The organism is Microbacterium sp. 2MCAF23, assembly GCF_052115565.1.
GTDB lineage: Bacteria > Actinomycetota > Actinomycetes > Actinomycetales > Microbacteriaceae > Microbacterium.
In genome coordinates this window covers 77,656-91,556 of record NZ_JBFRGY010000002.1, presented here as the reverse complement: position 1 = coordinate 91,556, position 13,901 = coordinate 77,656, and the positions used below count along the sequence as shown (strand labels likewise).

The window sequence follows — 13,901 nt, the reverse complement described above, 5'->3', positions numbered from 1 at the left end:
CAGTCGGTCAGCGCCCGAGCACCGCGCGCAGGGCCTCCGCGTAGTGCGGCGCGATCTTCGCATGCCCCACGGGTGTCAGGTGCACCGCGTCCGCCTGCGGCGCCGAGTAGTCACTGACCCAGCCCGCGACCGAGATCGCCGAGACGCCCTGGGTCCGCGCTTCCTCGGTGACCGCCGCATCCATCGCCCGTCGTGCCGCGTGCGCCGCGTCACTGCGACTCATCACGCCGTTCACGACGATCGGAGTGTTCGGGTACGCCTGCCGCAGCAGGCCGATCAGCTGGCCCTCCGCAGCGGTGACCTCTGCCGTGGGGCGCTTCTGCGCGGTGTCGTTGCCGCCCAGGGTGACGATCACCACCCCCGGGTCCCCTTCGGGCAGCAGCACGCGGTTGCGGGCCACGCTCTCCACGACCCCCGCCGTACTGCCCCCGATCGGAGCCAGGTATCCGGATCCCGGATACCCGAACTTCGCGATGTTCGAGAAGCCTGCGCCCCGCGCCCCCTGGTCGATCCATGAGTCGCCCGAGCATTGGGAGTCGCAGATGAGCACGGCCGTGGATCCGTCGACCGGCGTCCCAGGGACGGTGAGAAGACGGCCCGCCCGCAGCACCGTCTGCGCCTTCTCCCAGTCCTGATGCGCGCCGCGGTCATCCGTCCAGGAGTCCTTGATCGGCCAGCCGAAACGGGCCGGATCCGCCGCCCAGATCGCGAAGTCCTCCGCATCGAGACGGAATACCCCGACGCCCTCATGCCACAGCAGCACGCCACCGGCGAAGGCCTGATAGCGACCGCCCGTGACGTCGACCTTCTCTCCCGCCGGCAGGCCGAGCTCGCCCGTGGGGCCGCCCAGCTCCTCGTACCGGTTCTGGATGTCGCCCGCCGTGGTCGCGAGGATCGCCCCATCGCTGTCCGAGCGGTACAGGGCGCCGCCCTGGAACGACTGCATGGCGCCGCCCGCGAGCTTCGACGCCTCGGCCGTCGGCAGGCCGAGCGCGCCGCCCGCTCCGCCGCGATCGTGGTACGCCGCGAGGAACGGCGGCTGCACCGATGCCGCCCCGGTGCCGCCGGACCACCACACTTCGCCGCCGTCGAACTCCTGCACCAGGCGATCGCCGACCGCTCGCTGGATGCCCTTCGGGTACCCGAGCGGTCCGAAGGCCCCCGCTGCGCGACGATGGGCCTCTGCGATGTCCGAGACGGTAGGCACCGCCTTGCCGTCGCGCACATAGATCGTGCCGTTCACGAACTCCTGCACGACGGTGCCCCGCCGATCCGCGTGCTCGGCGCCCTTCGGGAAGCCGAGTCCGCCGCGTTCCTGCGAGTAGCGCAACCACGACCGCCACAACGCGCCGCGCACCAGGATCGGATCGCCATCGCCGTCCGCGAAGATCCCCGCCCGCTGGAAAGCCTGCCACGGCCGGTCGGCGGATCCGCTCTGCTCCGCGATCGGCAGGCCGAGCGACGCCATGCCGCCGAACTCGTCGAAGGCCCCGCCGACCGCGTTCGCACGCACGACATGCGCAGAGCCGTTCGCGGCCGCGTAGATCGTGCCCGCACGGAAATCCTGCCGGCACACTCCGCCTGTGCACGTCTCGCGGTTCCATGCAGCGCCGAGCTCAGCGTCGTGCTGGTGCCAGAGCACGCCGATCGCGCTGGTGTCGCTCACCGGTCGCGGCAGCTGCCACGCCAGCAGCAGGCCCGCACCGGCGAGCACAGCGACCAGAGCCACCGTGCCGAGCACGCGCCGCATCACCCTGAGGGCGCGCGCTCCCTTCCCCCCGGAGCGCAATGGATCTCAGCCCTTGACGGCGAAGTTCACGATCTTCGGCGCCCGCACGATGACCCGCACGATCTCCTTGCCGTCCAGGGCGCGCTGCACCTTCTCGTCGGCGCGGGCCAGCGTCTCGAGGTCCGCGTCGCCGATCTTGGCCGGCACCTCGAGCGTCGCACGGACCTTGCCGTTGACCTGCACGGCGCAGGTGGCGGTGTCCTCGACGAGCAGCACCGGGTCGGCCTGACGCCAGGTGACGAGGCCCACGGACGGCTCGTGCCCGAGGATCTCCCACATCTCCTCGGCCGTGTGCGGAGCGACCAGATCGAGCATGACGGCGACGGTCTCGGCGGCCTCGCGCACGGCGGGGTCGGCGGGACCGGCTCCGGTGTCGATCGTCTTGCGGACCGCGTTCACCAGCTCCATCAGGCGTGCGACCAGCACGTTGAACTTGGTCTGCTCCACGAGCGCCGGCGCATCGGCCAGCAGATGGTGGGTGGCGCGGCGCAGCGCCGCATCGCCGCCGGCGAAGACGACATCGACCGGGCTCGCGACATCGTGCGCCGCACGCAGCGCGCGGGCCAGGAACTTCTGGGCGCCGGTGGTCGAGACGTCCTTCCAGTCCTTGTCGTCCTCCACGGGCCCTGCGAAGGCCAGGGCCACACGCAGCGCGTCGGCGCCGTAGGCGTCGAGCTCCTCCTGGAAGAGCACCAGGTTGCCCTTGCTCTTCGACATCTTCGCGCCGTCCAGGATCACCATGCCCTGGTTGATGAGGCTCGAGAACGGCTCGGTGAAGTCGATCAGGCCCATGTCGAAGAGGACCTTGGTGATGAAGCGTGCGTACAGCAGGTGCAGGATCGCGTGCTCGACGCCGCCGACGTAGGAGTCGATGGGCGCCCAGCGGCGCGCCTCGTCCACGTCGAACGCGACCGTGTCGCTCTGCGGCGACAGGAACCGCAGGTAGTACCAGGAGCTGTCCACGAAGGTGTCCATGGTGTCCGGGTCGCGCAGCGCCGGCTCCCCGGTGCCGGGCACGGTCGTCTGCACCCAGCTGGTCGCGGCTCCGAGCGGGGAGGATCCCTTCGGCGACAGATCCAGCCCCTCGACGCTGGGCAGGCGCACCGGCAGCTGCTCCTCGGGCACGGGCACGATCTCGCCGTCCTGCGTGTGCAGCATCGGGATCGGAGTGCCCCAGAACCGCTGACGCGAGATCAGCCAGTCGCGGAGGCGGTAGTTCTTGGCGGCGCGGCCTCGACCCGCCGCCTCCAGCTGCTCGATCGCACGGGCGATCGCGTTGCGCTTGGACAGGCCGTTCAGCTCGCCGGAATTGATCATGCGGCCGTCGCCGGTCAGGGCGATGCCGGTCTTCGCCGGGTGCTGGTCGTCCAGCGACTCCAGCGGCTCGATCGGCACGCCGTCCTCGTCCACCTCGATCACGGGCAGCGCGCCGGTGATCGGGGCGGTCGTGTCGACCACGACCCGCACCGGCAGATCGAAGGCGCGGGCGAAGTCGAGGTCGCGCTGATCGTGCGCGGGCACAGCCATGACCGCGCCGTGTCCGTAGTCGGCCAGCACGTAGTCGGCGGCCCAGATCGGCAGCCGCTCGCCGTTCACGGGGTTGATCGCGAAGCGGTCGAGGAACACGCCGGTCTTCGGCCGGTCGGTCGCCTGCCGGTCGATCTCGCTGGTCTTCTGCACCTGCGCGAGGTACTCGGAGAAGCGCTTCTGCACCTCCGCCGACGACCCGGCGGCCAGCTCCGCGGCCAGGTCCGAGTCGGGCGCGACGACCATGAAGGTGGCGCCGTGCAGGGTGTCAGGACGCGTGGAGAACACGGTGACGACGCCCTCGCGCCCCTCGATCGCGAAGTCGACGTCGGCGCCCACGGAGCGGCCGATCCAGTTGCGCTGCATCTGCAGCACCTTGTGCGGCCAGAAGCCCTCGAGCTGGTTCAGGTCGTCGAGCAGACGATCGGCGTAGTCGGTGATCTTGAAGTACCACTGCGTGAGGTTCTTCTTCACGACCTCCGCACCGCACCGCTCGCAGCGCCCGTCGACGACCTGCTCGTTCGCGAGCACCGTCTGGTCGTTCGGGCACCAGTTCACCGGACTCTTCTTGCGGTAGGCCAGGCCCCGCTCGTAGAGCTTCAGGAACAGCCACTGGTTCCAGCGGTAGTACTCCTCGTCGGAGGTGTGCAGCACACGGCTCCAGTCGAACGAGACCCCGTAGGCCTGGAAGCCCGCCTTCTGCTGCGCGATGTTCTGGTACGTCCACTCGCGCGGATCCGCTCCGCGACGGATCGCGGCGTTCTCGGCCGGCAGGCCGAACGAGTCCCAGCCGATCGGGTTGAGGACGTTGTGCCCGCGGTGCCGCCAGAATCGCGCCACGATGTCGGAGTAGAGGTAGTTCTCGGCGTGGCCCATGTGCAGGTCGCCCGAGGGATACGGGAACATCGCCAGCACGTACTTGCGCGGGCGCACGTCCTCAGCCCCGCCGGCCTGGAAGGTCTCGTTCTCCGCCCAGTACTTCTGCCATTTGGCCTGAAGCGCGTGCACCGACAGCGACTCGTCTTCCTTCGACGGGGATGCGGTGTGGGACGGGTTCTCAGACAACGCGACGACCATTCTCTGCGGCAGGGAAAAGAGCGCCCCGAACAGGGCAACCTCCAGGTTATCCCAGCCGGTGAGGGGCGGCGTTCCACGCCCGGAGCCTGCATCGGGGTGCGGACGTGAAAGACTAGACGCGCTATGCCCTCGCCCTCATCACGACCGGAGCGGATCCACTGGTTCGCCCGCCTGGAGCACCGCTTCCACGCGTGGCGTGAACGGCGCGCCCGCAGACGGGGCCGCACCGCCACGGTGGTGCCGTTCCCGGGCTACGGCGGACCCGGCTGGATCCGGGTAGTCGGCCGCGTACTGATCCTGCCGAAGACGCGTGGGCGGGGCAAGGACGCGAGCGTGCGCGGCTGGCGCAGCTTCGTGGGCATCCCGGTGAGCTTCGCCACTGTCACGATCACCGTGGCGGGACGCACGCACGAGGTCGCGGCCGATCGCGGCGGGGTCATCGACTGCCGGATCGAGGCCGACCTGCCCAGCGGGTGGCAGCAGGTGACGATGTCGGTCGAAGGGCAGGAAGCGACCCCCGCGCGGATCTTCGTCGTCGCAGAGGACGTGCGCTTCGGCGTGGTCTCCGATGTCGACGACACGGTCATGGTGACCGCTCTGCCGCGTCCGTTGATCGCGGCGTGGAACTCCTTCGTGGTCGACGAGCACGCCCGCACCCCGGTCCCCGGAATGGCGGTGCTGCTCGAGCGGCTCATGCGGGACAACCCGGGGTCGCCGATGATCTACCTCTCCACGGGCGCCTGGAACGTCGCGCCGACGCTGAATCGGTTCCTCTCGCGGCACCTGTTCCCGGCTGGATCCATGCTGCTCACCGACTGGGGCCCCACCCACGAGCGCTGGTTCCGCAGCGGGCGCGAGCACAAGCTGCAGAACCTCGGACGACTCGCCGACGAGTTCCCGCACATGCGGTGGCTGCTGATCGGCGACGACGGACAGCACGACGAGGCCATCTACGGCCAGTTCCTCGTCGAGCACCCCGAGAACGTCGCCGCGGTCGCGATCCGTCGGCTGCTTCCGGCCGAAGGCGTGCTCGCCGGCCGCCGCGCCGCGGCTCGCGCCGACGGTGACGCGGCCGATGCCGAGGCGCGCGACGAGGACCTCGCCCCCTGGGTGAGCGCGGAGGACGGCGCCGGGATCCTCGACGAGCTCATCGACGTCGGCGTCGTGCATTCCGAGTCATGAGCCGCGCCGCCGGGACACCGGCCCTTGCTCCCCCGACTTCGGCTCCCCCGACTTCGGAGAGCGCGATCGCCGCCACGGTCGTGCGCGCCCGTCTCGACCGCGGGACCTGGTCCGCCCGCGCAGATGCCCATGCCGAGCGCGCCGACGCGCTGACGGCGGAGCACCGCGCCCGCCAGGCGCGCCGCGAGAAGCACCCGGTCCACGACTTCCTGTTCACGTATTACGGCTACAAACCGGGACAGCTGCGCCGGTGGCACCCCGGGGCGGGCGTCGTGCTGGAGGATGCCTCCGAGCGTGCGCAGTGGCGCTGGTACTCCCCCGCACCGGCGGCGGTTCCCGGATCTGCGGTCATGCCCGACGCGGCGGCCTTCGCCGCGGAGAAGCCTGAGCTCGCGCGTCTCGTGCACGCGATGCTCGCGCGTACCGCCGCCCGTGCCGGCCAGTTCGGCTGCTTCGGCCTGCACGAATGGGCAATGGTCTATCGCACGCCGGAGCACCGGCATGAGGTGCCGCTGCGTCTGGGCCAGGCCGGCACCGATGCGGTTGTGGAGCAGGGCGAACTGCGCTGCACGCACATCGACGCGTACCGGTTCTTCACGCCGGAGGCGGTGCCGCGCAACCGGCTCGCCCCGACCCGCGAGACACAGCCGCTCCTCGAGCAGCCCGGATGCCTTCATGCGGGCATGGACGTCTACAAGTGGGCCATGAAGCTCGGACCGCTCGTGGAGGGCGAGATCCTGCTGGACGCGTTCGAGCTGTCCCGCGACATCCGGATCCTGGACATGGAGGCCGCCCCGTACGACCTGAGCGACTGGGGCGTCGAGCCGGTGCGGATCGAGACGGCGGAGGGCAAGGCCGAGTACGTGCGCCGGCAGCGCGAGTTCGCCGAGCGCGGCAACACTCTGCGCGCACGGATCCTCGAGGCCTGGCTGGGCTGACGCCTTCCCGCTCAGCTCCTTCACCCGCACCCCCGCAAGAATGCTCCCTCGGTTCTCCCCTGCTCACTTGTCGCGAATTGTCGTTCTCCGCGACGCTGAGCCGCAATCTGCGACCAGTGAACGAGGTGCGCTCGGCACCGGCGTGCCGTCGCTCAACGCCCCCTGCTGCGATCCGCGATGTCGAGCCGGAGGGCGACCACCCGGGAGGCGGCCTCGCTGAGGCGCTCGGCGGGGAGGGCCCCGCTGCGCACGGCCGCAACCAGCCCGTCTGCGATCTTCTGCGCGGTGTCCGGCCCCGCGCCGTCGAGCGCCAGCACGAGATCGCTCCCGGCCGCGACCGACTGCACGGCGTCGGCCACCTCATCGGCATAGGCGGGCTCACCGGAGTCGACCAGCATGTCGAGGTCGTCGGTGACGATGACACCCCGGAAGCCGAGGTCATCGCGCAGGATCTGATGCCAGCGTGGCGACAGGGACGCGGGCTGTGCATCGACGGCGGTGTACGCGAGATGCCCCATCATGACGATCGGCGCACCCGCCCTGATTCCGGAGAGGAACGGCGGCGCGACCTGTGCCCGCCACGTCGCCAGGTCCATCCCGGTGCTCGGGATCATGTGGTGCGAGTCCCCTTCGGCGGCGCCGTGCCCGGGGAAGTGCTTGAGCGTGGCCGAGACCCAGGGCGCCTGCCCGCGCACGGCGGCGTCGACCCGTTCGGCGGCCGCGGCCGGGTCCGTCCCGAACGAACGGGCGTAGATGAACGACTCCGGCGACTGCGCAACATCCGCGACCACGCCGAAGTTGACCGTCACCCCCGATTGCGCAAGCAGCGTCCCGCGCTGGCCGAACGCGACCCTGGTGGCGTCCGCAGGTTGCGCCTTGAGAACGTCCGCGCCCGGCTGGTCGTCCCAGGGCAGCCGCACGACGTCGCCGCCCTCCTCGTCCGTGGCGATCAATGGCGGCAGCCCCGGATCGACCGTGAGCGCCGCGGTCATCGCGTGCAGCTCGTCGGGAGTGGCGGGCATGTTGGAGCCCATCAGGATGAACCCGCCGAAGCCGCCGCCCATCATCGCTCGCATCGGAGCCGGATCCGTGCCCGGCACGTTCCCCATCACCAGACAGGCCGCCTGCTGAGCGAGATCCATCAGGCTCAGGATCTCCTGGGCTCGGGATCGATTGTCAGCCGAGGACGACGGTGCGGGAGTCGCGGCCGGCGCGGCCGAGGTGGTCGGGGCGGCGGGCCGGTGCGAGGAGCCACCGGGCGCGCACGCCACGCCGGCGAGCAGCGTCGAGAGCAGCAGGAGCACGACACCCCCGCGTCGGCGGGCCGGGTGCGGCTCGTGGGCTCGGGTCGAGGACAACCGCATGCCTCCAGACTAGGCGGCCCCTCTGAGCGCCTTCGTCGTGCGGGCGGCGCAGGTCCTACGATTTCAGGTGATGTCCGACCCGATCTCCCCCGACGTCGCACTCGGCGATCTCGGCGCGCTGCTGCTGGACACCGGCGTGTCCGTGACCGATGTGCGCGGCACGCTCGAACGCGCCCGCGACGCGACCGCACCCGGTACCGACCTGGCATTCGCCGTCCTCCCCGAGCATGTCTTCGTCAGTCGCCCCGGAGTTCCGGGGGCCACGACGATCTCAGCCGGCGGAGGACCCGTGCTGACGTTCCGTCAGACTGCGCACGCCTCACGCCTCGCGCGGCGGCTGGAGGCGGGTCGCGTCACGCTGGACCAGGTGCCGGCGCACATCGCGCACATCCGCGGCCTGGAACGCCGCCACCCTGTGCTGCAGACGACGCTCGGCGGTGGGCTGCTGGCGGCGGGGCTCGCCGTGCTGTTCCGCTGCCCGTGGTGGGCGGTCGTGCTGGCCCTGCTCGTCGGCGGGCTGGTCGCGGCGATCGTGATGGCGACGGAGCGCATCCGGGCGGCGGCGGCCGTGGTGCCCTTCGTCGCCTCGCTCATCTCCACCCTCGTCGTCGGCGTGGTCGCCGATCGGCTCGACTTCGGCGCGGTGCCGCTGTTCGCGGTGTGCGCGCCGGTGGCCCTGCTCGTGCCCGGCGCTCTCATCACGAACGCGCTGCTGGAGCTCACCGCAGCCGACATCGTCACCGGGGCATCCCGCCTGGTGTACGGCCTGATCATGCTCACGTTCATGGCCGCAGGGATCTTCACGGGCGCCGCGGCGACCGGGCTCAGGGTGGACCCGCGCTCCGCCGCCCTCGTCGGCGAGACGTCGCTGGTCACCGGGCACGGAGGCTGGGAGGCCGTCCCACCGCTCGCCTGGAGCTGGGTCGGCGTGGTGGTGCTCGCGATCGGGATCGGGCTGAGCTTCGGATCCGGATTCCGCCTCACGATCGCCACCGTGATCGTGATGATCTGCACCTACGCGGCGCTCATGCTGCTGAGCCCGTTCACGGGAAGCACGATCGCCACGGGGATCACCGCCGGGCTGCTGTTCCTCGCCGCGCGCGTGCTGGAGCGGGTGACGCTGGCGGTTCCCGCGACGGTGTCGTTCCAGCCGGCGTTCCTGCTGCTGGTCCCGGGCACGGTCGGGCTCGTGGCCCTCGCGTCGTTCGATGCCGCGGCGCTCGCCGCCGCGCCGATGATCTTCATCAGCCTGTGCATCGGGACCAAGGTCGGCGCGCTGCTCGCCGATCTGCTGCGCATCACGCGCCCCGTCTCGGCGACCACCATGACCGGTTCGATCCGCATCATCCGCTGATCGCCTCGAGGCTCACTGGTCGCTCCCTTGAGGCTCACTGGTCGTAAAGTGCGGTTCTGCCGGGTTCTATGCCGCAATTCGCGACCACCGAGCGGATCCGAGATACGAGATCCCGTTCCCAGATCCGCGACGCGTCAGGGAACCGGGACCTGCTCCGCTCGCGCTCGCGCGAGATACCGCTGCACGCCTCGTGCCGCGGTCCGGCCCGCGCGGTTCGCGCCGATGGTGCTGGCGGAGGGTCCGTAACCCACGAGCTGGATCCGCGGGTCCTTCACCGCTGTCGTGCCCCGCCCGTTGCGATCGAGCTGAATACCGCCGCGCTCGCTGCGCAGATGCAGCGGGGCGAGGTGGCCGATCGCGGGCCGGAAGCCGGTGGCCCACAGGATCACGTCCACGGGTTCGAACGAACCGTCCGCCCAGCGCACGCCGTCCGGCTCCACGCGCTCGAACATGGGCCGGCGCGCGTCGTAGACGCCGAGCCGCGCCGCCGCCTGCTCCTGCGGTCGCAGCATGAGGCCGGTCACGCTGACCACGCTCTGCGGAGCCAGCCCCTGCGCGACACGCTGCTCGACGAGCGCCACCGCGGCAGCTCCCGCCTCGGGAGTGAAGTCGTCGGTGCGCCACACCGGAGGGCGACGTGTGGCCCACAGCACGTCGGTGATCGGGGCGAGGGCCCCCAGGAACTGCACGGCCGAGGCTCCGCCTCCGACCACGAGTACCCGCTTTCCGCGGAAATGCTCCGGCCCCGGGTAGTCGACGGTGTGCAACTGCTCGCCGAGGAACGTCTCCATGCCCGGGTAGTGCGGCAGGAACGGCTGCGTCCAGGTGCCTGTGGCGTTGACGAGGGTGCGCGAGCACCAGGCGCGGTCGCCGGCGTGCACCACGAGGATCCCGTCCTCGTCCGTCACGCGCTCGACGTGCACCGGCCGGATCACCGGCAGATCATGGGCGCGCTCGTACGCGGCGAAGTACGACGGCACTGCGAGGTTCGCCTGCTCGCTCGTGCGCGGAGGCGGAACGGATCCGGGAAGCTCGGCCACGCCGTGCACGTCCTGCATCGTGAGAGCGTCCCAGCGGTGCTGCCAGGCCCCGCCCGCCGCCTCGTCCGCGTCCAGGACCACGTGCTCGATGCCGAGCCGACGCAGGTGGTAGGAGCTCGACAGGCCGGCCTGACCGGCGCCGATCACGATGCTGTCGAGGATGTCCACGGCGTGTGCAACGTCCCGAGCGCTTCCGCTGTTCCCTGCGCCGATCCTCCGACTTCACCGGGATCCTCGCCGGGACGCGTCACTTTCCGCGCGCGACGGACTCTCTTGGTCGATGGCCCGTTCGGGCCCGAAGGTGGGCTCCCACGGGCCGACCACGAGGGAGGATGAAATGCGCAACCCCGAGATGCCGGCTGACGGATCCGAGCCCGAACCGGATGGATCGGTCGAACCGGGTGGATCGGTCGAACCGGTCGAGCGGACGATCGACCAGAGGCCGGTGCGACTCGGCGCTGCGTGGGATCTGGCCGTCATCATGGCGGCCGCGGCTGCCGACGACATGGCCGAGGCTGCGGCAGCGAGTCCGATGCCGTCCTGCACGAGGAGCGGCCCTCGCGCCGCCGAGCATCCCCACACGATGGCTCGCAGGGCGATCGGCTCGGTCCGCGCCTAGGGAAGCACCACGCTCAGTCCGAGCGAGAGCCCGCTCCAGGCGTCCGCCGATGCCGACGCCGTTGCCGTTGCCGTTGCCGTTGCCGAGAACTCGCCACCACCCGCGCTGATCGGCAGCACGACGATGCCCACCCCGACCGCAGCGGTCGTCGCAGTGGGGGCAGTCGCGTCGGACGTCGTGGCCACGTCCGTCGTCGCAGTCGCGTCGAACGCGGCGGACATGTCGGCTGCGGCGGCCGGCTCGGCCGTCGCAGTCACGGCGGGTTCGTCCGTTCCGGACGAGAACTCCACGGCGCAGGCGGCCGCGACCGTCGTCGGCGCCACCTCGGCGGACACCGTCCCGGCGACCCGCACCCCCGCGCCCGGCAGCTCCGCGATCGGGGGGCTCGGCGCCACAGCTGCAGGCGGCGTCACCGGTACGGGGACTGGAGACGGTGCGAGGGCCGGACCCGGTGCTCGTACCAGTGCGGGTTCCTGCGGGACGTCGACGGAAGCCGGGGGCGTGTCGACGGCGGGGACGGCGCGCATCGCCTGCGCAGGCGCGGGTGGTGCAGGCGAGACCGTGAGCGCGGGCGCGGGACTGCTCTGGGCGTCGACCGGCGGTGCGACCGGTGGCGCCGCAGTGACGAGCGCCGTCAGCACGAGGCTCCCGACGGTGGCCGCGCTGACGCCCCCGCCGAAGATCCATGCGAGCAGGCCCGCCCCGGCGGCCGTCGTGGTGGCGGCCGCGGCGGCCGTCCCGCCGCTGAGCGACGCGGTGATCGGCAGTCCGGCGCCGGCTGCACCCACCAGGACTGCGGCCAGCGCCCCGCCCTGCGCTCGCGCGACGGACGAGCGCATGCCGACGAGCAGGTCTTCGCAGAGCACGCAGGTGATCAGGTGCGCGGCGACCTCCGCAGCGAGGGCCGCGTTCCGAGGCTGCGCCAGGTGCCGAGGGAGCAGCCGTGCGACGTGCGCGTGATCGCCGCGCAGCGACACCGGAACCTGCTGCAGCAGCCATTGGTGCTTCATCCCCGCGCGGGCGCGACGCTGCAGCGCAGACACCGCGTTCGGTTTGATCCCCAGCGCGCGGGCGATCTCGGGGCGGCGCGCCTGGTCGACCTCGGAGAGCCAGAGCACGCGCTGCCAGCGATCAGGAAGCGCGCCGAACGCGGCGAGCACTTCCGCGGAGTCGGACTCGCGCTCGACGTGGCGGAGACCATCCCGCGGGTCCGCCTCGTCGAGGTCCTCCGCGTCGAGCACGCGAGCGGCGTCTCTGCGCCACCGGATGGACGTGTTGCGGATCACCGACCGCAGGTACAGCCGGAACGCGAACTCCGGTCCCTTCTGGCTGGTTCGCACCTGCTGGTAGATCGCGAGGAAGGACTCCGACACGAGGTCCTCCGCCCGGGACGGATACAGGTGCCCGGCGTAGCGCAGAGCCGCGTCGAAATGCCGCTGCCACAGCACCTCGTAAGCGCCGCCGTCGCCGTCCCGCACGGCACGAAGCAGCTCCGCATCGCTGCGAACCTCGTGCATGGGTTCCTCCCGAAGACGTGCGGACCGACTTCAGTCTGTCATCCCGTCGCCGGATCCTCGTCTTGGTGCTCGTGCGCGTGGCGCGCTCAGGCTCGCTCTGTTGACGTGCCGGCTGTCCGGCGGGACCAGCGGGCCGACTCTAGCCGAGGGACAGCAATTCGCGTCCGGCTCGCTCACCAGCGGCCTCGGCATCGGCATCGGCATCGGGCGCATCGCAGGCGAAGGTGCGGCGGTAGGCCGTCGGCGCGATCCCGACCTCACGCGTGAAGTGATGCCGGAACAGCGTCGCGCTGCCGAACCCGCAGCTCGCGGCGATCTCCTCGATCGACGCATCGCTCGTCTCCAGGACCAGCCGGGCGTGCAGCACGCGCTGAGAGATCAGCCACTGCATGGGCGTGACGCCGGTCTCTGCCACGAACCTCCGCGCGAACGTGCGGGTGGACATGTGGGCGCGCTGTGCGAGCGACGCCACAGAGTGCTGCTCGGCGAGCCGGGCGTTCATGAAGGCGAGGACGTCGACCAGCGCATCGCACTCCGCTTCCGGCACCGGCCGGCTGATGTACTGCCGCTGCCCGCCGTCGCGCTGCGGCGGCACGACCATGTTGCGGGCGATCACGTTCGCGATCCCGCTGCCGAGCTCGCGTCGCACCAGGTGCAGGCTCGCGTCGATGCCCGCCGCAGTGCCCGCGCTCGTGATCAGATCGCCGTCATCCACGAAGAGCACATCGGGATCGACACGGGCACTGGGATGGCGACGCTGCAGCTCCTCCGCATACCGCCAGTGCGTGGTGCACGGCCGCCCGTCGAGCAGCCCCGCGGCACCGAGCAGGAAAGCCCCGGAGCACGCGCTCAGCAGGATGGCGCCGCGAGCCGACGCCCGGCGGAGCGCGTCGAGCAGTTCGACCGGATACTCCTCCTCCGGGCGCACCCGGACCGCGGGCACCGCGATCACGTCCGCGTGCTCCATCGCCTCGAGTCCGTGTTCCGGGATGACCTGGGCGCCCACCTGCGTGCTCACGGGCCGCCCGGCCTCGAGCCCGCACACGCGGAAGTCGAAGGCCGGCACGTCCGAATAGACGCTGCGGTCGAGCCCGAACACCTCGGTGAGGAGGCCGAACTCGAACACGGCGAGGCCTTCGATCACGGGGAGAGTGACACTGTGCAGCATGGGGCGATTGTACTGGCTGGATCTTTATGGCAAAAGTCTTTCCGCCATCTGGTGGCAGGATTCGGGCGGTCATAGCTTTAGAGCCATGACCGAGACCAGCGCAACCCCCACTACTCTCCGGATCCCGCGACCCCGCACGGACGCCTTGACGCGCCGCGACGCGGGAACCGCACCGATCACACCGTCGTCACGCCGTCGTGTGCGCCTGGCCCTGCCCGCGTGGCTGCCCCGCGCGGTCCTGCGCCGCGGCGCGACTCCCACCCGCGAGGACGCGCGCGCGCTGCGCGACCTGCGTGCCGTGCAGGACCGCAGCGACTGGTGACGGC

Annotated in this window: 11 protein-coding genes; 5 read left to right on the top strand and 6 right to left on the bottom strand. The window is 71.2% G+C overall.

Translation table 11 applies throughout. From position 1 onward, the window contains the following. Positions 1-7: 7 nt before the first annotated feature. Together AB4078_RS01925 and leuS are read right to left on the bottom strand one after the other, a co-directional pair. Complete coding sequence (locus AB4078_RS01925) at positions 8-1,741, bottom strand: GDSL-type esterase/lipase family protein (RefSeq protein WP_441975756.1); 1,734 nt, start codon at positions 1,739-1,741, stop codon at positions 8-10. Positions 1,742-1,795: 54 nt separating this feature from the next. Further along, entirely contained in the window at positions 1,796-4,393 is a 2,598-nt protein-coding gene (gene leuS, locus AB4078_RS01920) for a leucine--tRNA ligase (protein WP_441975755.1), read from the bottom strand. A gap of 123 nt (positions 4,394-4,516) precedes the next feature. Here leuS and AB4078_RS01915 point away from each other — a divergent pair, with 123 nt between their 5' ends. Both AB4078_RS01915 and AB4078_RS01910 read left to right on the top strand, forming a co-directional pair. Further along, on the top strand, positions 4,517-5,575 hold the full coding sequence (locus tag AB4078_RS01915) for an App1 family protein (protein WP_441975754.1): 1,059 nt from the start codon (positions 4,517-4,519) through the stop codon (positions 5,573-5,575). Continuing rightward, complete coding sequence (locus AB4078_RS01910; RefSeq protein WP_441975753.1) at positions 5,572-6,513, top strand: 3-methyladenine DNA glycosylase; 942 nt, start codon at positions 5,572-5,574, stop codon at positions 6,511-6,513. Before AB4078_RS01915 ends, AB4078_RS01910 begins: the two co-directional genes overlap by 4 nt. A gap of 152 nt (positions 6,514-6,665) precedes the next feature. On the opposite strand, the gene AB4078_RS01905 is transcribed toward AB4078_RS01910, so the two are convergent. Continuing rightward, positions 6,666-7,877, bottom strand: a complete 1,212-nt coding sequence (locus AB4078_RS01905; protein WP_441975752.1) for a glycoside hydrolase family 3 N-terminal domain-containing protein — start codon at positions 7,875-7,877, stop codon at positions 6,666-6,668. A 70-nt stretch (positions 7,878-7,947) separates the two neighbouring features. Between AB4078_RS01905 and AB4078_RS01900 the strand changes: the two genes are divergently transcribed. Continuing rightward, complete coding sequence (locus AB4078_RS01900) at positions 7,948-9,231, top strand: threonine/serine exporter family protein (RefSeq protein WP_440731560.1); 1,284 nt, start codon at positions 7,948-7,950, stop codon at positions 9,229-9,231. Positions 9,232-9,365: 134 nt separating this feature from the next. On the opposite strand, the gene AB4078_RS01895 is transcribed toward AB4078_RS01900, so the two are convergent. After that, positions 9,366-10,439 (bottom strand): NAD(P)-binding domain-containing protein, encoded by a 1,074-nt coding sequence (locus tag AB4078_RS01895; protein WP_441975751.1) that lies wholly within the window; start codon positions 10,437-10,439, stop codon positions 9,366-9,368. Between the two features lie 169 nt (positions 10,440-10,608). On the opposite strand from AB4078_RS01895, the gene AB4078_RS01890 reads away from it, so the two are divergent. Beyond that, positions 10,609-10,890 carry a hypothetical protein gene (locus AB4078_RS01890; RefSeq protein ID WP_441975750.1) on the top strand — a complete coding sequence of 94 codons (282 nt, stop codon included), beginning with the start codon at positions 10,609-10,611 and terminating at the stop codon, positions 10,888-10,890. Here the strand turns inward: AB4078_RS01890 and AB4078_RS01885 are convergent. Both AB4078_RS01885 and AB4078_RS01880 read right to left on the bottom strand, forming a co-directional pair. After that, the gene (locus AB4078_RS01885; RefSeq protein WP_441975749.1) at positions 10,887-12,407 is read right to left on the bottom strand and encodes an RNA polymerase sigma factor; all 1,521 of its coding nucleotides are present in this window, start codon (positions 12,405-12,407) and stop codon (positions 10,887-10,889) included. The two genes, AB4078_RS01890 and AB4078_RS01885, sit on opposite strands and share 4 nt — an antisense overlap. Before the next feature lie 139 nt (positions 12,408-12,546). Further along, on the bottom strand, positions 12,547-13,575 hold the full coding sequence (locus tag AB4078_RS01880; protein ID WP_441975748.1) for a helix-turn-helix domain-containing protein: 1,029 nt from the start codon (positions 13,573-13,575) through the stop codon (positions 12,547-12,549). Positions 13,576-13,660: 85 nt separating this feature from the next. On the opposite strand from AB4078_RS01880, the gene AB4078_RS01875 reads away from it, so the two are divergent. Continuing rightward, a complete protein-coding gene (locus AB4078_RS01875) occupies positions 13,661-13,897 on the top strand; it encodes a hypothetical protein (protein WP_441975747.1) in 237 nt (78 codons plus the stop codon). Positions 13,898-13,901 lie beyond the last annotated feature (4 nt).

What these genes read in the sequence shown, in the direction of transcription:
- leuS (WP_441975755.1), bottom strand. Translation starts at nt 4,393, where the DNA reads ATGGTCGTCGCGTTGTCTGAGAACCCGTCCCACACCGCATCCCCGTCG.
- AB4078_RS01915 (WP_441975754.1), top strand. Translation starts at nt 4,517, where the DNA reads ATGCCCTCGCCCTCATCACGACCGGAGCGGATCCACTGGTTCGCCCGC.
- AB4078_RS01910 (WP_441975753.1), top strand. Translation starts at nt 5,572, where the DNA reads ATGAGCCGCGCCGCCGGGACACCGGCCCTTGCTCCCCCGACTTCGGCT.
- AB4078_RS01905 (WP_441975752.1), bottom strand. Translation starts at nt 7,877, where the DNA reads ATGCGGTTGTCCTCGACCCGAGCCCACGAGCCGCACCCGGCCCGCCGA.
- AB4078_RS01900 (WP_440731560.1), top strand. Translation starts at nt 7,948, where the DNA reads ATGTCCGACCCGATCTCCCCCGACGTCGCACTCGGCGATCTCGGCGCG.
- AB4078_RS01890 (WP_441975750.1), top strand. Translation starts at nt 10,609, where the DNA reads ATGCGCAACCCCGAGATGCCGGCTGACGGATCCGAGCCCGAACCGGAT.
- AB4078_RS01885 (WP_441975749.1), bottom strand. Translation starts at nt 12,407, where the DNA reads ATGCACGAGGTTCGCAGCGATGCGGAGCTGCTTCGTGCCGTGCGGGAC.
- AB4078_RS01880 (WP_441975748.1), bottom strand. Translation starts at nt 13,575, where the DNA reads ATGCTGCACAGTGTCACTCTCCCCGTGATCGAAGGCCTCGCCGTGTTC.
- AB4078_RS01875 (WP_441975747.1), top strand. Translation starts at nt 13,661, where the DNA reads ATGACCGAGACCAGCGCAACCCCCACTACTCTCCGGATCCCGCGACCC.